We start from the raw sequence: 19,799 nt of genomic DNA on the forward strand, positions 1-19,799 counted from the left end.
AAGTTTAGCAGTTTTCTGACAATAATGGCCAATATATTCTGGTTTTTTTTCTAAATTTCGGGCTATACCTACTCCCCCTCACTCGATCATGTCTAATCGTTCGATTTGTCTGCTAGTATTGTTGAGTATTGGCCTGGTTTGTCCATCAATTGCTCAGTCTATTTATGAAATTCCCAGCAACAAATCCGTTGAGATCGACGGTATCGAATATGGGTATTCGGTACGCAATGAATGCACAAAGGCCTTTATCAACCTGGGCACCTTCAAACGGTATGAACTGATGGTTTACGTGACCAACAGGAGTGGTAACTCAAAAGTGTTCAATCCCCGGCAAACCTCTTTCGGCACCCGCGACCGGGATTTGCTGGCTCACTTCGACTGTCTGAACGCTACGGGAGCCAAGTTGACATCCAAATCTATTGCCGTTCGTGCCAGACCCGCATCGGCTCCCTACGAAGCATCGGTTAAACCTGCCCCCGGCGAAGCTATAGCGGCTAAAACCACCGATTTGTCACAGGCCGGGCACCTGCTGGCAGAGGGAGAAACAATAACTAACAATATCATTGTTATCGTGCCAGATGGGGAAAGCCCTCAGATGCGCGTTCGCGTTCGGAAGCCGGATAAATCCCCTACCCGATAGCGCGTCATTCAGTCAAAAAATATAGACCAACCTGTATAACTACTCATGAATTTGTCTTTTCGCCAAACCCTGATTTTTTGTTTATGCCTGCTGAATGGCCTGCTGCTGAGTTCGCTCAGTTTTGGTCAGTACGGGGGCTATGGAGGAGGCTACGGCGGTATGGGCGGCCGCCGGATGGGTGGTATGAGTCAGATGCAAAACAGCAGTCCGACGAGAGCTTCGGTGCCTAACATTGCCGGCGACATGGCTCAGAAGGAAACGAAGTGGATGAAAGATAACCTGTCTCTCAGTAAGGAGCAGTTCAAGGACCTCAAGCACCTCAACAATGAATATGCCAGCCAGCAACAGGATGCCATCAAAGATATAATCGGTAAGGAAACTGGTCGCCCCTCCCCCGAAGTCATCACTCAGGTTCGGGAAGTGATGCTGATGTTTAATGAAGAGAAAGAGGAGAAAATAAAGCCTATCCTCACCCCGGAGCAGTGGGACCTGTACCAGGCCAAAAAGCCCGATATGCAGAAGGAGATTGGTGGTTTCCGTCCACCCGGCCCTAAAAAGGATTCCCTCAATAAAGCGGCCGCTAACTGAGCACGTCGTTGCCGGTCGATTGTTGGCGGACCAACAGGCGTAGATGAACTGGTAAAATCACTCCAGCTCAGCCAGATAGGCGCCCATTTGCCGGACGGAATAGCACGGTATCCCCTTCTTTTTTGCGTCGGCCAGCAGCCTGTCCGTCAGGGGGGTTTTGTTGGAATCGTCGAAGATGATATGCCTGGCTACAACGCGCCCGTTTAGCTGTTCCCACTCATACAGCGCATTACGGCGGATAACCAGGTAGTCGACAATAGCGGGTAACCGCCAGCGATTTCGTCCGGACAGTTTATTCACCAGTAGCAGCGTTTTTCCCTGCCACACCCAAAGGGCATACGCCGGGGTCTGGTAAAAAGCGGGCATACTCTCCCGGGCATGCGTCGAATCGCTGGGTCGCTTCATTCGGGTCAAGGTCAGCGCTGAAACACCCCAGATTCCAAAGGTATTTTTCAGGTAAAAGTCGAAGGAGCGGTTATCGGTCGAGTCGAGGTCGGTTAGCAACGTACTTCGGTGCCCACTGGTCAGGCTCACCGCCGTTCGGTGCGGCAGGAAATGGACGGCCAAACGTTGCTGATGGGCCTGACGGTAGTTGCCCCAAAGGGTTATACCTGCCAGCAGGACCGACGCCAGACAGGTAGCCCACAGATACCCCCGGTTGCGGGTTAGCAGCAGGGCCACTCCGCATACGATAAGCGTATAGATCAGCAGCAGGGCCAGGGGCGAAAGCCAGAGACCGTCCCAGGCGGCTCCGGGCAATTGGCTGGTCTGCATTACCGCTCCGTTGAGCAGCCAGGCCGTTTTTTGCAGCAGCCAGCCCAGCATGTCGCCCAGGTAAGGTATCCAGCACAGGGCCAGTGCTGCCATCGCCAGCGGCAGTAACAATTCCGACAGAACAATAACGACGGGATTGGAGAGCAGGAAATACGTTGGAAACTGATGAAAGTAAAATACGCCGACCGGAAACGTAATTAGCTGAGCCACCAACGCCACAGCGGTTAATTCCCAGAGCCGGTTAGCCCATTTGTTCCGAAACGTGATGGACTGATACAGGGGCGCGTGCCAGGCACTGATGCCCGCAACGGCCAGGTACGACAGCTGAAAACCAGCCGAAAACAGCGCGTAGGGGTCGAAACAAAGAATAAAAAAGGCCGATGCCCCCAGGGTATTCGGTATCTGCTGCTGCCGACCCAGTGCCCGGGCCAGAATAACCATCGTAAACATCCCCGCCGAGCGGAGCACCGGGGGCGAAAAGCCCGTAACCAGGGCGTAAAACCACAGGATAGTGAGTTGCAGCCCGGCCATTATCAGTTTTCCACCCCGCCGTTTGGCCAGAAATCCCAGCAGCACCGTGAGCACCTGAAACAGGATGCCTACGTGCAGACCCGACACGGAGAGAATGTGAACGGCGCCGGCGGTGGAGTAAGCCCGGTAAATATCGGCGTCCAGATCATCCCGAACCCCCAGAATCATGGCGTTGACAAGGGCGTACTCAGCCCGGCTCCCTACCTGCCGCGTAAATACGCTATCGGCCCAGCGGTTTACGCTGGCGGCACAATTGGTGATGGGATTGGGCGGATCGCTACCCAGAATATACCGCTGATACGGACGCAGGTACTGCTGATAGCCAATGTTCCGGTAGCTGAGGTAGCGTTTGTAGTTGAACTCGTCGGGGTTAAGCGGAGGATCAATCGGGCGGGGAGCACCCGAAACCAGCCATACTTCACCATAAACCGGCCGGGGTGTAACGGAATCGGACTGGCTGGCTTTATCGAGGTAAATAATGACCCGGCCCCGGAGTGGCTGCCATGATTCGCCGTTCGTTTTGGGCTGATTCAGCGAATCCCGATACGCCCACCTGGCCCGGCGAATTTCCAGCTCGACCCGGTAAGTTTTGGCCCGTTCTTCGGGCTGAGCCGCTATTACGCCTTCGTACCCCTGTAGCGTATCGGAAAGGTGGCTGATGTGATCAGGCCGGTTGCTATCGGTTCGCTGCCAGGTGATAAACCAGCCGAGTCCCAGCAGTATAAGCAGACTACCGATTCCCGCTTTCCGCTGGATGGGTTTGATAACCCGCCTGGCATCACGGGCAAAACTCCAGACCAGCAGCACAAAGCCAGCAGCCAGACAAGCCAGGGGCAGAATGGCCCCGTCAGGCTCCAATACGTATAGCAGGATGCCACTAATCAGAGCGGCCACGTAGCGCACAAACGGTGCGCCTTTCATTCGGTTGTGTAAGCCGAACCCGGTAGTACCATTTTGTAGTGCTGAATGCCTGCCTCCTCGAACATATGGCCGACAGAAACGAAGCCAAAACCAGCGTACAACGGCATAGCCGGTAGCTGGGCGTGCAGATAGATACTTTGGATTGGCTCCGGCTGCTGACTGAACACATCATCCAGCACGGCCTGAACCAGTGCCTTGCCTACACCCTTCCTGCGGCAGGATGCCAATACCGCAAAGCGTTCCATTTTTATTCCGTTCGATGTGCGTCGCCACCGGGCTGTACCACAGGGTACGTCATCGACAAAAGCCAGAAAATGAGCACTGCTATCCTCAAATTCGTCGTACTCTTCCCGGGCATCGACCCGTTGTTCCTCCACGAATACCTGTCGGCGAATGGCAAAGGCGGTTTCGAGGTCGGTAGGGGTAGCAATAGGGAGAACTGAAATCATAACGGTTTATCGTTTACGTTTATACGGTCCGGCATTCCGATGGTCCGGCATTCCGGTTGCGCGGTGCAGCAGAGGGACAAGTGCGCCAGCTGTACGCCAAACCGCACTGGAGCCCGGCATAAACTATGAACCCGTTTACTGCACCAGCAACCGTTTGCTGACTGTTTCATTACCGGTTTTTACCCGGACAATGTACAAGCCGGGGGCCAGCCCGATTATGGGCAGCACAACCCGCGTACTGGGCACATCGGTGTAGGAAAGGGTTCGTACCTGCCGGCCAGCCATATCGAGCAGACCAACGCTGAATGACTGAGTCCCCTTCAATTGCACATCGACAGACGGATCAATGCTGGTAGGATTGGGGTATAAGGACATGGTCAGGTTTTCTGATTCGGGCAGGGCTGCCGCAGTACTGACTACTTTAGCCCGGCGTGGGTTAAGGACCAGTACGGCCCGCATCCGGGCTACCTGCCCGGCGGTGAACATATTCATGCAGGCATCGGGCCAGTAGTTCATGAAATTTTCCATCAGGTCCCGTACCTGCCCTTTCCCATCGCAGTTGGAAAAGGTTTGCCGGCAGGATTGCTGAGCCGTTGAGCCATCCGTCATTGGGGGCGTGTCGGCCACGTAATCATTCCCGCAGTTAGCATCGCCCCAGGGGTGAATCAATCCCAGCCAGTGTCCAATTTCGTGCGTTACGGTGCGGCCCAGCAGATAGAGTGACCGGTTTACCGTACCTGTCTGCCGACCAAAAACCCGGTAGTCAATAATCGACCCATCGGTCATATTATTCACGGCAGAAGGCAACCCTTTCAGTGTGTCGGTTGCCGTTGGAAACTGCGTGTAACCCAGGTAGTTGTCCTGAATACTGGCAACCCAGATATTTAAATACCTGTCGCTGGGCCAGTAAGCAATCTGCGCCAGTAATAAATCGTCATTGAAAATACTGAATGACGATTTCTGGGCGTAATAATGGCGGGTAATACCCGTGGTGGGTTGCCCATTGGGGTCAACGGTAGCCAGATAAAATTCAATACCGGCATCGGCCCCGATGGGGCTGGTATTGAATCCATTGGTACCGGCCTGCCTCCGGTAATCTTCATTGAGTACCTGAACCTGGGAGAGAATCTGGGCATCGGAAATGTTTACGTTATTCGCACCGCCAATTGTGTTTGATGCATTGTTATGCACCACGTGTACCACAATGGGAATACGGTAGATCACGTTGGCGGCAGGCTGCCGAAGCGATTTGTATTGGCCCAGATACTGATCGATCTGACTATTCAGTTCATTGAGCTGGCGGAGCCGGTCCGGATTGCGTTGCTGCAGGATGCGCTCATGGTCCATAACGCCACAGCGGTTGACCAGCGAATCAGGGGTAGTCTGGGCACTGGCCGCGGAGGTCAGTAAACAAATAAGTGAACCGGCCAGCCAGTGCCAGCCCGTTCGCTTATTTCCCATCAGGCGCTTATTGCCCCGCTTTGTCATACGCCGTAATAATTTCCCGAACCAGCCGGTGGCGCACCACGTCGCGTCCGTCCAGTTCCACAAAGGCAATCCCTTTGATATTTTTCAAAATATCGACCGACTCGACCAGACCGGATTTCTGCCGGTTTGGCAAATCAATCTGCGACCGGTCGCCGGTGATGATGGCCTTCGATGTGGGTCCCATCCGGGTCAAAAACATTTTCATCTGCATGGATGTCGTGTTTTGTGCTTCGTCGAGCAGAATAAACGCATTGTTCAGCGTACGCCCCCGCATGTAGGCCAGGGGGGCTATCTCAATAATGCGATTTTCGGTATAAAACTTCAGCTTCTCCGCCGGAACCATATCATCAAGGGCATCATAAATAGGGCGCAGATAGGGGTCGATTTTCTCTTTCAGATCACCCGGCAAAAAGCCCAGATTTTCTCCGGCTTCTACCGCCGGACGCGTAATGATAATTTTCTTGACCTCTTTGTTTTTCAACGCCCGTACGGCAATCGCTACTGCCGTATAGGTCTTGCCCGTTCCTGCCGGGCCGACCGCAAATACCAGATCGTATTTTTCGGCCGCTTCTACCAGCCGTTTCTGGTTATCGGTTCGGGCCCGAACCACTACGCCCCGGTTTCCGTATACCAGCACCTCATCATCATTGGGTACCACTGGTGGCGTACCATTGCCGTTGACTGGTTGTCCGCTTTGACTGATGTAGGTCTGAATCGTTTCCTGGGTTAGTTTGCCATATTTCTGATAATGCACCATCAGCGATTCCAGAATGTCGCTGATCCGGCTGATCTCCGGCGTTGTGCCTTTAATGCGAATCTCGTTGCCACGCGAGATAATCTTGCTCATGGGAAACGCAGCCGCCACTTCTTTGATGTTGTGGTTCTCTACGCCCAGAAAGTCAATGAGCGATACATTGTCGAGGGTAATAACTTTTTCGACCAAACGATGAATAGTTTAACGTGTGTATTTCCGAAAAGTAAGCGATTTCTTTGCTTCTACAACGTGTTTAATGAAAAAATTATTCCTTTCCCCGTTTTCCATACCAGTTACTACTTTTTGGGACAAAACGGGTATTTAATGGCAATAAATATCTATCTTGCTGACACACAGTTCACTGCCAGACTTCCGTAATTAATACGACTAGTTACCCTCCTTCCGTTGCCTAAAAAAATCGTTTTTTTTTCGATGGGGTAGCAACAACATTACCAGAATGTTACGCAACCATTCCTCGTTTTGACCGATATACGTCGTTTTAACGGACTTGGCTTATGGGGGATGATTGCGTAAACTTGCAGTAAGACAATGGAGAATAACGCACGCCCTAATCAACATCTTCGGAAACCATCTGCCTTTGCCGGCGGTCGTCAGCAAGCTGGCAATCACTGGCTCGATACGGGCCTTGGCAAGCTCCCCCCCCAGGCCCTCGACCTGGAAGAAGCAGTGCTGGGAGCGCTGATGATTGAGAAAGATGCACTCTCCTCGGTAGTCGATATTCTCAAGCCGGAAACCTTCTACAAAGAAGCACACCAGCGGATTTATAATGCCATCCTGACGCTCTTTGGCAATTCCGACCCCATAGACTTACTGACCGTTACGAACAAACTCCGGCAAACCGGTGAAATTGAACTGGTTGGTGGCGGTGGCTTCGTAGCCGAACTAACCTTTAGGGTCAACTCGGCGGCCAACATCGAGTACCACGCCCGGATTGTGTCGGAGCAGGCCCTGAAGCGGGCACTCATCGCCATGTCGTCCACCATCCTGCGGGATGCCTACGAGGATACCACCGATGTATTTGAACTTCTTGACCGTACGGAACAATCGCTCTTCAAGATTTCGGAATCGAACATCAAGAAGAACTACGCCGACATGAGCACCATCGTTCGGATGGCACTCAACGAACTCGAAACCAAGAAAAATCAGGAAGGCCTGACGGGTGTGCCGTCCGGCTTCACTAACCTGGACCGGGTAACGTCGGGCTGGCAACCAACGGAATTGATCATTCTGGCAGCCAGGCCAGCCATGGGAAAAACTGCTTTTGTGGTTTCGGCCCTCCGGAATGCGGCTGTCGACCACGGTAAACCGGTGGCTATTTTCTCGCTGGAGATGTCGTCGGTGCAGTTGGTCAACCGTCTTATTGCGGCCGAAGCGGAGATCGATTCGGAGAAGATCCGGAAGGGTACGCTGGCTCCCCACGAGTGGACGCAGTTGCACCACAAAATTCAGCGACTCACCGAAGCTCCCATTTTCATTGACGACACCCCTGCCCTATCCATTCTGGAATTACGGGCCAAGTGCCGACGCCTGAAAGCCCAGCACGATATTCAGATGGTGGTCATCGACTACCTCCAGCTTATGTCCGGCGACACGTCGGGGCGGATGGGTGGCAACCGCGAACAGGAAATTGCCTCCATCTCCCGGGCCCTCAAGAACCTGGCGAAAGAGTTGAACGTACCAGTTATTGCCCTCTCGCAGTTGAGCCGGGCTGTAGAAACGCGCGGTGGTGACAAAAAACCACAGCTTTCCGACTTGCGTGAATCAGGGTCTATCGAGCAGGATGCCGATATGGTCTGCTTTCTATACAGGCCTGAATACTACAATATCACCCAGGACGAAAACGGTAACTCGACGGCGGGTATCGGTGAAGTAATCATTGCCAAAAACCGGAGTGGTTCGCTCGACACCATTCAGCTTCGGTTTATCAATAAGTTTACCAAATTCTGCGACCTCGACTCCTACTTCGAGCCGGTAGCTACGCAGGGCTTTGCGCCCGATGTCAATGGATTAAGCAGTTTCGAAGCACCTCCATCGGCAGGCAGCGTATTCAAAAGCAAGGCCAATAACATGACCAACTTCGGCAACGCCGACCCCAGTCAGGAAACGCCGTTTTAACTAAACAGAGCAAGCTATTTCGCTTCCGTTTTCCAGTGAGTACGATAGTACTGGCGGTATAAACTTACCAAACAGCCCCCGGCTACAACGCGGGGGCAAGTCAGACTGGTTGCTACTCAGCGGCTGCCTATATTAATCCATAAATAACCAGTACGGCTAAAAGCGGAATTGATAACTCGTCACCGCGCTACAATCAGCAGGCCGATGCCTACGATGTAGCATAGAAGCATCCCGTTCAGCAGGCCACTAACGCCTTTGGGGGCGTCCCGAAACTCTTTCCAGACGTAGATGCCCCACAGAGCTGCCACCACCGTGGCCCCCTGCCCCAGCCCGTAGCTGATGGCCGGACCGGCTTTGTCGGAGGCCAGAATGCTGAACAACATCCCCAGGCACCAGACCATGCCGCCCAGTACGCCCGTCAGGTGATCGCGGGCACTACCCCGAAAATAGTCGGTATAGCTCACCGGTGCGCCGACGAAGGGCCGGCGCATGAGCAGGGTATTAAACAGGAAATTACTGACCAGAATACTCAGGGCAAAAAAGACCACGGCGGTGTAGGGGCTGAGTTTTCCCGGCTCGGGCTGCTCAAAATTCGGGAACATCGACTGCGCCACGTAGCCGTAGAACAGGCCCATCAGGCAACCCGCTACCACCGACAGCGCTAATCCCTTGGTAGACAAGCCGCTGCCAGCGCTGCTCGTCCGGCGGTAGGCAATGGCGTTGAGCAGGATAGCTACCACAATCAGGGCCATGCCGCCGAATAGCAGACCCGCGCTCCCCACCGGGGCATTGAGGTAATTGACCACCACCCCGATTACGAGCGCCAGCCCGATACCCACCGGAAAGGCCACCGACATACCCGCAATGGCGATAGCTGCGCCCAGCAGGATATTAGCCGCGTTGAACAGCACCCCGCCCCACAGCGCCGAGCTAATATTTGCCGGGTCGGCCTGTTGAACATCGGCCAGGAACGAGCGTCCCCCTTCGCCCAGGCTCCCCAACGTTAGGGCAGAAATCAAGGCCAGCCCAACGATGCCAAGCACGTAATCCCAGTAGAACAGCTCGAAGCGCCAGCTACCGGCGGCCAGTTTCTGGGTATTGGCCCACGACCCCCAGCAAATCATGGTAACGATACAAAACAGAACGGCTGTGCCGTAAGTCTCGATGATAAACATAAGGTAGTTGAGGTTAGTAGCGGATCTCGGTGGGTTTGTTGCTGTACACGATAAGCTCCTGTAGCCGCAGGGTGTAGTCCTTGTCGGGATTCTGCACCTTTAGCCGGACGGTGTGCTTACCGGGCGTTAACTGGTATTTCCAGGTCAGTTCGTGCCGACGACGGGTAAAGCTGGCGGGCAACGTCACCGTTTCCAGTTTCTGCCCATCAACGTACACGTCCATCGTGTACGAAAAGTCGCTTTCGTAGCGGCCGTTCGACTGGTTTTTGGGCGTTGCCTGACCCAGAACAACGAAGCCGTTCCCCTCGAAATCAGCGGTGTATTCATCAGTCAGATCTTTATTGACCCGGCGCTTTTCGGTCGGATAGTGACTGGTAAAGCTTTGTTCGAGCCGGACGGGTTTAGGAGTTTGTACGGCAATGGTCACCTGATCGCCGGTTACCTTGCCCCCGCTGCGCTCAATTACCTGAAGCGCGTGCTTCATCCCGATACCGTACACGTCGTTGAGCGACATGGTCGTGTACTTAAAGTCGATGTCTTCGGCTTCTTTCAGGCCCAGCTTCCAGTAAGCCGGAATGTTGTCGTAGCCCAGCATGGTGCCCAGAATCCCCCCCGCCGATGATGGGTTACAGTCGGAATCCTGCCCGGCGCGGGTGCTGATCTGCATGGTTTTGGTATAGTCGCCCTGGCCGTACAACAGGCCCAGCACGATGTAAGCCGCGTTCACCTTGGCATCGATGTTGAACGGCACAAACACCCCGTCCGGACAGCCGATATCGTCCGACCATTTACGCTGCACTTCATACCAGGTGCGTTTCCAGTCGTTCGGGTACTGGTCGTGCCACTTGATCACGTCGGCAATGCACTGATAAAAGGTACTCTGGGCCGGAACGGTTTTCAAGCCCTCGCGCACAACATAATTCACATCGTCGCTCACGAAAGCCAGCGCATACAGGGCTCCCACGTATACCCCACCGTACCAGCCGTCGCCGTAGTTCATGATGTGCCCGATGGGGTCGCCAATCTGCACGGCCGTGTTGGGCATGCCGGGAGCCATCAGCCCCGAAAAATCCGCTTCGATCTGGAAGTCAATATCGTCGGCGTGGGGGTTGTTGAGCCAGTGGCCCGATTCCGGGGCTTCCATCCCGTTGAGAATGTTGTAGCGACCCGCCTGGTTGGCGTGCCAAAGCATATAGTCGGCTTTGGCAAACGCATTGGCGTGTTCGCTCACGGGCGCATCCAGTCCCTTTTTCTCGAACACATCCACAAACGTCAGGTCCATGTACAGGTCGTCGTACAGGCCAAAATTCTCGACCATCGTTTTCCTGATGTAGCCGTCGTACCACGGAATCGGCTGGTAATCGTTGATCATGGTCCCGTTGAACCGGAATTCGGTGGGGCCGCCAAACGTAACGCCAATCACCTGACCAGCCCAGCCGCCTTTGATTTTGTCCTGTAGTTTGGCTTTGGCCATCGTGACCGTAGCGGGCGGGGTGCGGTACGGGCGGGGCGCGGGAACAAAAGACAGCAACGCCAGCAGAGGGAGCACTACATAACTTCGTTTCATTGGTTTCATTTGAAGATCAGGTTTCATCTGGACAGTAAGGGCAAAGCCTCGACTTCTGAGCGATGGGGCATCGATGCCTGTGCGCCCATGCGGGTAACCGAAATGGCCGCAGCTTTACAGGCGAACGATACGGCGTCGAACAGGCTCTTCCCTTCGGCCAGGGCTACCGCCAGAGCTCCGTTGAAACAGTCGCCAGCAGCCGTAGTATCAACAGCCGTTACGGGCGGAGCCGCCACCAGTTTAGTTTCTGCGCCGGAGTCTGTAGACACGTAGGCACCTCGTGAACCGAGCGTGATAACCACGTTGGGTACCCCCGCATCGTGCAGGGACCGGGCGGCCTGGCGGGCGGTAGTTTCGTCGGTAACGCGAACACCGGTGAGCAGCTCGGCTTCGGTTTCGTTGGGCGTAATGGCATACAGGCAGGCCAGCACGGCGGGGTCGACGGGCTGCGCCGGGGCCGGGTTAAGCACCACCCGCATTCCTTTTTCGGAACACGCCCGGATGGCGTAGACCACGGTCGGCATGGGCGATTCCAGTTGAAGCAGGGCTACCGTATGGACGGGGTTGGTAATAGAAGCCAGGGCGGTGGCTACCTGCTGCTCACTCAGCCGGGCGTTGGCCCCGGAGGCTACCATGATGCTATTTTCACCCCTGCTGTCTACGCCAATCAGGGCCACGCCCGAGGGTGCGTCGGCATCGGTGGTCACGAAATCGCCCCGGATGCCCTCCCGCTCGAACTGCTCCAGGGCCTGCCGGCCAAATACATCATTCCCCACGTTGGCCACAAACGTTATTGAAGTGGTCTCCCCGCGTTCGGAACCAGGCAGAGCCGCCAGCCGGGCTGCGGCTACAGCCTGATTGGCGCCCTTACCACCGGGATTCATCAGAAACGTACCGCCAAGTACCGTTTCGCCGGGGTCGGGCAACCTGTCGGCTTTAATTACCATGTCGGTATTGGAGCTACCGATTACACATACCGCAGGGGCCATATAGTTGCAGGAATAATTTAGGACAAACCTATTAAATTTTTGCATTAAATAAATGCCCTGTTTTTAGCATATCCTACGTTACTAACGAATATATTGTTAATAAAAAGTAGTTATCTAAGGCTAACAATGCCGTTGAGGTATATATAAACGGTAACCTGCAACGAAGCTACGGATACTACCTGCCCACGAACAGCACTTCTCTGACGGCGTTTCTCGGCACGACCTACCACGCCAACGAGGGACCGTTCCCTCACTTTTTATGGCTTTGAAATCAGATTTGCCTGCCTGCCAGTTTTTCTGAAAAGTTTTTGGATTGAGGTTAATTACACAACAAATTTCTCTAACTCTTATGGAAAAACTTAATGAACAGCAACCCGTAAAAAGCAGGCCAACGATTCCGGCTATTCCATCGGTAGAACGACGGATGTTCATGCGTCAGCTGGGACTGACGGCGGCCTCCGTTACGGCACTGATGACGGCCTGCACCCGCGAAGTAACGGATGTTAACCCCGTAACCGGTCGTGCATCGGCCCGGATGGGGGCGTCGGTACTACCAGATGGGACCATTGATCTGGGCTCCGGTGATATTGGTATTGCCAATCTGGCTTACTCACTGGAACAACTGGAAACCGCCTTTTACGCAACCGCCCTCGAAAGGGCAACTGGCCTGAGTGCACAGGATCGAAAAGTACTGGAAGAATTACACGACCACGAATTGGTACACCGCGAATTTTTCAAGGGGATTCTAACCAACAATGCCATTCCAATGCTGGAGTTCAATTTCAGCAACATCAATTTCAACGATCGGTATGGGGTGTTCGATGCGGCTCAACAGTTTGAAAATTTGGGGGTAGCAGCCTATAACGGTGCCGGACCTTTGCTGGAGGATGTGGAAATGCTCAAACTGGCGGGTAAAATTGTTTCGGTTGAAGCCAGGCACGCTACGCTTACCCTGAATATGCTTCGGCCCAAAACGTATTTTTCTCTGGGCCACGAACTGATCGATGTGCTGGGCCGCGACTGGTTCAGAACGCCCGTTGAAGCCGCGATGAAGGCCCAGCCTTTTATCAAACAGAAACTTAGTGTAGCTAATCTCCCAACCTATTAATTCAGCCATCGTATGAACTTATTTGCCATCTTATCGGACATTGAAAAACGCGACGCTGAAGCCTACGAACGAATCGCATTTTCGCGTCGTAAATTACTGAAAACAACGGCGTATGCCGCTGTTGGCACCACTACCTTACTGACTACTACGCTCAATAAAGCCTTTGCTGCCAACAGCGAAGTGGTAGATGTATTCAACTTTGCCCTGCTGCTGGAGTACCTGGAAGCTGAGTTTTACGCGATGGGCCTGGCCAGGCCGGGACTTATTCCGGAAAGCGACCGGATGGTGTTCATGAAAATTGGTGAACATGAACAACAACACGTTCAATTACTGAAGAGCCTGTTAGGTGCGGATGCCATTGCCAAACCCATGTTTGATTTTACGGGCGGAGGGAAGTACCCAACCGTTTTCTCCGACTATCAGACTTTCCTGGTCTTATCCCAATCGTTCGAGGATCTGGGCGTAAGAGCCTACAAAGGGCAGGCACCCCGGCTAAAAGGAGACAAACAAATCCTGCAGACGGCCCTGAGAATTCACTCGGTTGAGGCCCGCCACGCAGCTGAGGTACGGCTGATTCGTGGTTTGCGCGTCTGGGCATCGGAGCAGGAAACAGGGGGCGCACCCAAGGCCATTTATGAAGGCGAAAATCTGGTGCGTCAACACGATTTAGTTGACCTGGTATCCGTTACCAAACCGATGATAAAACAGCAGGGAGGTAACACCGAACAGACGGATACAGAGATTGTTCGTGAATCGTTCGATGAGCCGCTAAGCAAAGAAAAAGTACTGGCTATTGCCGGTCCTTTTGTCAAGGCAACGCCGTAAAAAAGAGTAAGTAACGTTGTGGTAACAGCAGGGTAGCCCATAAGCTACCCTGCTGTTTTTTTACCCCACCTTCAGCACTCAGTTATAAGGCTTCCAAAAGTTGAAACGTTTCGTACCCAAATTCTTTTTACGGAACGCTCAATCACTCTCCTTTGCGGCAATCGACCCTTCCCGAATAATGGCTCAGAAACGGAGTGATTAGGTAGTACTCTGTCGAACAGCCCCACCCGTCAGTTCACCTCAGAAACAGGCCATCCGGTCCTTTTCCGCCTAAGGCCCCGCCAGATAGGTAGCAAAAAGGCGTGCCCATTTTACGGAGCACGCCTTTTCCTGAATTGATGATCAGAAACGAATGGTGTGGAGGAAAACTAGTCCAGCTTGATCACTTTCAGCGTCTGACTGCCAGCCTGACCAGTGACCTGCAACAACAGCAGGCCTCCGCCCTGACGACTCACATCGAAGACTTCCCGATGCGTGCCGCTTGTGGGCTGCACCGCCCGATGCGTTACTACATGACCCAACCCGTCAGTCAGCGACACACTCAATGCCTGCCCTTCGGCTCCACTGATCTCCACCACCAGTTCTCCGCTTACCGGGTTGCCTACCAACCGGGCCAACCACCCGCTCACGGGCTCAGCCGCCTGACGTGCGCCCGTCTGGCAGGCGGCCAGCCAGCCATAGCTGAATTGGCTGCTGACCCCGCTCTGCACCGCCCGTAAGTTGATGACCGGGTTGTCGGTGTACAGGTCCAGACTGTAGGGGCCCGGTGCCGTGGTCGGCAGCAGCTCATTGACCACCGAGAAACTCACCGGACTGCCATCCAGACCCGCGTACCGGGGATTGAAGGTTAGTCTGCGCTGGCCCGCTGAGATGACCTCACAACTCATTGTCGTTACCCCCGTGATGCTGAAGGTACCCGATGGCGGAGGTGGAGTGCCCCCAGCCGGATTCACCGTGAGGGTAAAGCTGGTGCTCGCGCTCATGCTACCCGGATCAGTCGCCGTCACCATCACCGTCGAGACACCCGACATACTTGGCGTTCCCGAGATGGTCGAAGGAGCCACGAAGTTCAGCCCCGCGGGCAGATTACTTACCGAGAGGGTCAACTGGTTCGGCGTCTCAGCATCGGTGAACACGTTCGCTAGTGAGAGCGTGTAGGCGTTGCCCACCGTAGCCGACTGGGGTGGTACGGGACTCGCCACCGTGGGCGGAGTGTTACCCGTCGAGGAACTGCAGGCCGAGAGCCAGTTGTAGGCAAAACTGCTGGCTATGCCGCTCTGCACCGCTTTGAGGGTGATGACCGGATTGTCGGTGTACAGGTCCAGACTGTAGGGGCCCGGATTGGTAGTGGTCGGCAACTCGTTGACCACCGAGAAGCTCACCGGTGCCCCGTTCAGGCCCGCGTACTGTGGAGTAAAGGTCAGTCGGCGCTGACCGGCCGAGAGCACCTGGCAACTCACCGTCTGCACGCTGGTGATACTGAAGGTGCCACTCGGTGGTGGAGGAGTACCCCCAGCCGGACTCACCGTCAGGGTAAAGCTGGTGCTAGCCATCATCCCCCCCGGATCGGTCGCTGTGACCGTCACCGTCGAGACGCCCGACATCGAAGGTGTACCCGAAATAGTGGAGGGGGCCACGAAGTTGAGCCCCGCGGGCAGGCCCGTCACCGACAGCACCAGGCTGTTGGGCGTCTCGGCATCGGTGAACACACCCGCCAGCGACAGCGTGTACCCGATACCCACCGTGGCCGACTGGGGCGACACCGGACTCGCCACCGTGGGCGGGGTGTTGGCCGTCGAGGAGCTACAGGCCGACAGCCAGTTGTAGGCAAAACTGCTGCTGATGCCGCTCTGCACTGCTCTCAGGGTGATGACCGCATTATCGGTGTACAGGTTCAGGGTGTAGGGACCCGGTGCCGTGGTGGGCAGCATCTCGTTGACCACCGAGAAGCTCACCGGACTACCATCCAGACCCGCGTAGCGGGGGGTGAAGCTCACCCGGCGCTGGCCCGCCGACACCACCTGACAACTGACCGTCGTCACCCCTGTGATGCTGAAAGTGGCCGTGGGGGGCGGTGTTCCGGCGGCCGTACTGACGGTCACGCTGGTGGAACTGCTGCAGCCACTGGCGTTGGTGACGGTGACCGAGTAGGTGCCGGCCATCACGGTGATGCTGGGGGTGGTTTCTCCGGTGGACCAGGTCTGGGCGGTGCCTCCCGATGCGGTTAGCGTGGTCGAGCCCCCGCTGGTAACGGTCGTGTTGCCGCTGATGGTGGCCGTGGGCGGGGCGTTGACCGTCACGCTGGTAGTGGCCGTGGCCGTCTGCCCCCCACTGCTTACCGTCAGCGTAAAGCTCTGGCTACCCGAACCGCTGGTGACCAGACTCTGGCTGAAGGCGGTGGTGCTGGCTGTGCCCGTGGTGGTACTGCTGCCGTTGGTGAGCGTATAGCTGTAAGGCAGGGTGGCATTGGTAGCCGTAGCCGTAAAGGTGACAGGGCTACCCACACAAACTACATTCGGACTGGCGGCAAAGTCAGTGATGGTAAGCGGGTTACAGTTGGCCTGCACCTCGGCTACCGACGCGCAGCCCGTTGCGTTGCCCGAGATGGTGATCCCACCCGGAGGAGGGGTAGCGATGAACCGGCAGACGCTGGCAATGGCACAGGTACTCAGCTGCGCGTTGTTGACGATTGTCAATCGTCCCCCAATACTGGTGAGCGTCTCCAGGCCGCTCAGACTCGTCAGTGCGCTGTTGCCCCGAATCACCACATCTCTTCGTACTGAGACCAAACTGCCCAACCCGGCCAGGCTGGCCAGCCTGGCGTTGTTATTGATTTCCAGGTTATAGTCCCCTCGGTCTCCAATCCTGGTTAGCCTCTCCAAACCGTTCAGGCTCGTTAGCTCACCATTGCCTTCAATCACCACCTCTCCTCCTATTACACTTACCCTGCCCAATGCGGCTATACTGGTGAGACTGGGGTTCCTGGTAATAAACATGCCTGCATTAGACTCCACGTTTCCAATCTCGGATAGGTTAGTTAGACCAGTCAGACTGGTCAGATCACGATTATCGGAAATTAACAGACGACCTCCAATCACACTTAAATTGTTCAGTCCGACAAGATTGATCAGTTTAGGGTTGTTGCGGATAAACAAGTCTCCGTTTCTGATTTCTCCCAGCCTCCCCAGACCGGTCAGACTGGTTAGTTCGGGATTGCCTGCAATCTCCACACCTGTCCCTATTGAACTTACACTGCTCAGGGCGGCTAAACTGGTAATCTTAGCATTATTTATGATAAACAAAGTTCTAACAATCCGACTAAGCTTCTCCAGACCGGTCAGACTCGTCAGCTCAGGATTACCTTGAATTCGCACGTTTCCTCTTGCTACCGCAGTCAAACTGCCCAATCCTGTAAGACTGGTGAGTTGCGGGTTATTCTGAATAATTAAATCATCATCAGTAATACGCTGCACATTTGCCAGCGGGCTCAAATCCGTGATATCCGCCCCCGAAATAAGTAAGGTACCCGGTATAGTTGGGCAGCCCGATGGGAAAGCGTTGACCTGGGCCTGGCTGCTCAGGGTTACATTGCCCGTGGGGCAGGGAGCCTGAGCCGCATTCACCGTCAGGGTATACGGGCTTCCCACCCCCACGCAACCACTAGCATTGGTAGCCTGCACACTCAGGCTGAAACTCCCCGTTTGCGTGGGCGTGCCTTCCAAAACGCCCCCCATCGTCAGGCTCAGACCAGCGGGCAAGCTGCCGCTGGCCAGGCTGAAGCTGTAGGGACTACTGCCGCCCGATGCGGTAAACGTCTGACTGAAGGGCTGGCCCTGGGTAGCGGTAGTGACCATTGGGTTGTTGACCACCAGAGCCGGGTTGACCGTAATGCTGGTGGTGGCCGTGGCCGTCTGCCCCCCGCTGCTCACCGTCAGCGTAAAACTCTGGCTGCCCGAACCGCTGGCCACTACACTCTGGCTAAAAGCCTGACTGCTGGCCGTGCCTGTAAGGCTGCTGCCGTTGGTGAGCGTGAAGGCATAAGGTAGGGCGGCATTGGTGGCTGTAGCCGTGAAGGTGACGGAGCTACCCACACAAGCTACATCCGGACTAGCGGCAAAGCCCGTTACGGCCAGCCCACCACAGAGGGCTTGTACCTCGGCACTGGAATTGCAGCCTGGTGCATTACCCAAGATGGTGATACTGCCGGTAGGATTGGCTATGTACTGGCAGATGCTGGCAATGGCACAGGTGGTCAGCTGCGCGTTATTGATGATCCTTAAATTTCCGCCAATACGGGTCAGATTCTCCAGACCGGTCAGACTCGTTAGCTCAGGATTACGTTCAATCTCCACCTCTCCCCCTACTGAACTCAACTGGCTCAGCGCGGCAAGACTGGTTAGTTTAGCATTCCCAATGATAAACAAACCCACAGTAGATTCCACGTTTTCAGCCTCGGTCAGGTTCTGCAGGCCGGTAAGATTGGTCAGTTCGGGGTTGGATCGAATTATCACACCCGCTCCTACTGAACTCAACCGGCTCAACGCGGCTATACTGGTGAGATTGGGGTTACCTCCGATAAACATGCCCGCATTAGATTCCACGTTTCCAATCTCGGTCAGATTCTCCAGGCCGGCAAGGCTGGTGAGCTCAGGATTGGATTCAATCCGCACTACTCCCATTCCTACCGCACTCAAACTGCCTAATCCGGAAAGACTGGTAAGTTGTGGGTTATTTTGAATGATTAAATCTCCATCGTCAATCCGTTGCAAATTTGCCAGGGGGCTCAAATCCGTGATGTCATCTCCTCGAATAGTGAGTGTGCCAGCCAGGGTGATGGAATCCGCCGGGAAAGCGTTGATCTGGGCCTGGCTGCTTAGCGTCACATTCACCGACAGGATATAGGTGCCGCCCACGCCCGCGCAGCCGTTGGCATCGGTGGCCCCCACGCTCAGGCTGAAACTACCCGTTTGGGTAGGGGTGCCAGCCAGTACCCCACCCGTGCTCAGGCTCAGGCCGTTTGGCAGAGTGCCGCTGGCCAGACTGAAGCTGTAGGGACTCACTCCGCCACTGGCCGTAAAAGTCTGGCTGAATGGCTGGCCCTGGGTAGCGGTGGTGACCGATGGGTTGCTGACCACCGGAGCCGTGACCGTAACGCTGGTAGTGGCCGTGGCCGTCTGCCCCCCGCTGCTTATCGTCAGCGTGAAGCTCTGGCTGCCGCTGCCACTGGCCACCAGGCTCTGGCTGAAAGTCCCGCCCGTGGCCGGGCCATTCAGGGGGCTTGTGCCGTTGGAGAGAGTGAAGGCGTAGGGGCTCGTCACGTTACCTAACGTGGCGGTGAAGGTCAGAGGGCTACCGACGCAAACGCTGTTGTCGACGGCGGCAAAGCCCGTGATGGTGGGGGGTGGGGGCTGATTGAACCGCACAGTCACCGTGTTATTGCCATTACCAGCAGTTAAGAAATCCAGATTGCCATCGCCATTCAAATCCCCCAACGCGACACTAAAAGGTTCAAAGCCCACCCCCAGGGTAGAGCCGCCAGTAAAATTACCATTGCCGTTATTCAAGCGCACACTCACAGTGCTATTCATCTGATTAGCGGCCAGGAAGTCCAGATCCCCATCCCCATCCACATCCCCCAACGCCACACTTCGAGGACGACTGTTTCCCGTGCCCACCCCTACGTTGGAGCCGCCACTAAAAGTGCCACTGCCGTTATTCAAGCGCACACTCACATTGGCTTCGTTATTATTAGCGGTTAAGAAATCCAGATCGCCATCCCCATCCACATCCCCCACCGCCACACTTATAGGATCACTGCCCACGGCTACGTTGGTGGTGCCACTAAAATTGCCAC

Annotated in this window: 13 protein-coding genes; 5 read left to right on the plus strand and 8 right to left on the minus strand. The window is 55.2% G+C overall.

All coding sequences use genetic code 11. The features are described 5' to 3' along the window. The first annotated feature begins 88 nt into the window (after positions 1-88). Complete coding sequence (locus B156_RS0123615; protein ID WP_026261009.1) at positions 89-640, plus strand: hypothetical protein; 552 nt, start codon at positions 89-91, stop codon at positions 638-640. A 45-nt stretch (positions 641-685) separates the two neighbouring features. Further along, positions 686-1,228 carry a hypothetical protein gene (locus tag B156_RS0123620; protein ID WP_018622263.1) on the plus strand — a complete coding sequence of 181 codons (543 nt, stop codon included), beginning with the start codon at positions 686-688 and terminating at the stop codon, positions 1,226-1,228. A 57-nt stretch (positions 1,229-1,285) separates the two neighbouring features. Here the strand turns inward: B156_RS0123620 and B156_RS0123625 are convergent, their stop codons facing one another. From B156_RS0123625 to B156_RS0123640, 4 genes are all read right to left on the minus strand, one after another. Next, positions 1,286-3,454 carry a ComEC/Rec2 family competence protein gene (locus B156_RS0123625; RefSeq protein WP_018622264.1) on the minus strand — a complete coding sequence of 723 codons (2,169 nt, stop codon included), beginning with the start codon at positions 3,452-3,454 and terminating at the stop codon, positions 1,286-1,288. After that, positions 3,451-3,903 carry a GNAT family N-acetyltransferase gene (locus tag B156_RS0123630; RefSeq protein WP_018622265.1) on the minus strand — a complete coding sequence of 151 codons (453 nt, stop codon included), beginning with the start codon at positions 3,901-3,903 and terminating at the stop codon, positions 3,451-3,453. Before B156_RS0123630 ends, B156_RS0123625 begins: the two co-directional genes overlap by 4 nt. Positions 3,904-4,038: 135 nt before the next feature. Further along, complete coding sequence (locus B156_RS0123635) at positions 4,039-5,391, minus strand: M43 family zinc metalloprotease (RefSeq protein ID WP_018622266.1); 1,353 nt, start codon at positions 5,389-5,391, stop codon at positions 4,039-4,041. Then, entirely contained in the window at positions 5,372-6,334 is a 963-nt protein-coding gene (locus tag B156_RS0123640) for a PhoH family protein (RefSeq protein ID WP_018622267.1), read from the minus strand. Before B156_RS0123640 ends, B156_RS0123635 begins: the two co-directional genes overlap by 20 nt. Before the next feature lie 360 nt (positions 6,335-6,694). On the opposite strand from B156_RS0123640, the gene dnaB reads away from it, so the two are divergent. Continuing rightward, complete coding sequence (gene dnaB / locus B156_RS0123645; RefSeq protein ID WP_018622268.1) at positions 6,695-8,281, plus strand: replicative DNA helicase; 1,587 nt, start codon at positions 6,695-6,697, stop codon at positions 8,279-8,281. A gap of 179 nt (positions 8,282-8,460) precedes the next feature. Here the strand turns inward: dnaB and B156_RS0123650 are convergent, their stop codons facing one another. Genes B156_RS0123650 through rbsK form a run of 3 tightly spaced genes read right to left on the minus strand, consistent with a single transcriptional unit; the run spans position 8,461 to position 12,012 of the window. Further along, positions 8,461-9,456, minus strand: a complete 996-nt coding sequence (locus B156_RS0123650; protein WP_018622269.1) for a GRP family sugar transporter — start codon at positions 9,454-9,456, stop codon at positions 8,461-8,463. A gap of 13 nt (positions 9,457-9,469) precedes the next feature. Further along, positions 9,470-11,023 (minus strand): ADP-ribosylglycohydrolase family protein, encoded by a 1,554-nt coding sequence (locus B156_RS0123655; RefSeq protein WP_018622270.1) that lies wholly within the window; start codon positions 11,021-11,023, stop codon positions 9,470-9,472. Positions 11,024-11,046: 23 nt separating this feature from the next. Next, positions 11,047-12,012 carry a ribokinase gene (gene rbsK / locus B156_RS0123660; RefSeq protein WP_026261010.1) on the minus strand — a complete coding sequence of 322 codons (966 nt, stop codon included), beginning with the start codon at positions 12,010-12,012 and terminating at the stop codon, positions 11,047-11,049. 349 nt (positions 12,013-12,361) lie between these two features. Between rbsK and B156_RS0123665 the strand changes: the two genes are divergently transcribed. Beyond that, a complete protein-coding gene (locus B156_RS0123665; protein WP_018622272.1) occupies positions 12,362-13,120 on the plus strand; it encodes a ferritin-like domain-containing protein in 759 nt (252 codons plus the stop codon). Between the two features lie 12 nt (positions 13,121-13,132). Further along, positions 13,133-13,945 carry a ferritin-like domain-containing protein gene (locus B156_RS0123670; RefSeq protein WP_018622273.1) on the plus strand — a complete coding sequence of 271 codons (813 nt, stop codon included), beginning with the start codon at positions 13,133-13,135 and terminating at the stop codon, positions 13,943-13,945. A 368-nt stretch (positions 13,946-14,313) separates the two neighbouring features. On the opposite strand, the gene B156_RS30540 is transcribed toward B156_RS0123670, so the two are convergent. Beyond that, on the minus strand, positions 14,314-19,799 hold a 5,486-nt coding region (locus B156_RS30540), incomplete at its 5' end, for a beta strand repeat-containing protein (protein ID WP_018622274.1).

It is taken from the genome of Spirosoma luteum DSM 19990 (assembly GCF_000374065.1).
Lineage (GTDB): Bacteria > Bacteroidota > Bacteroidia > Cytophagales > Spirosomataceae > Spirosoma > Spirosoma luteum.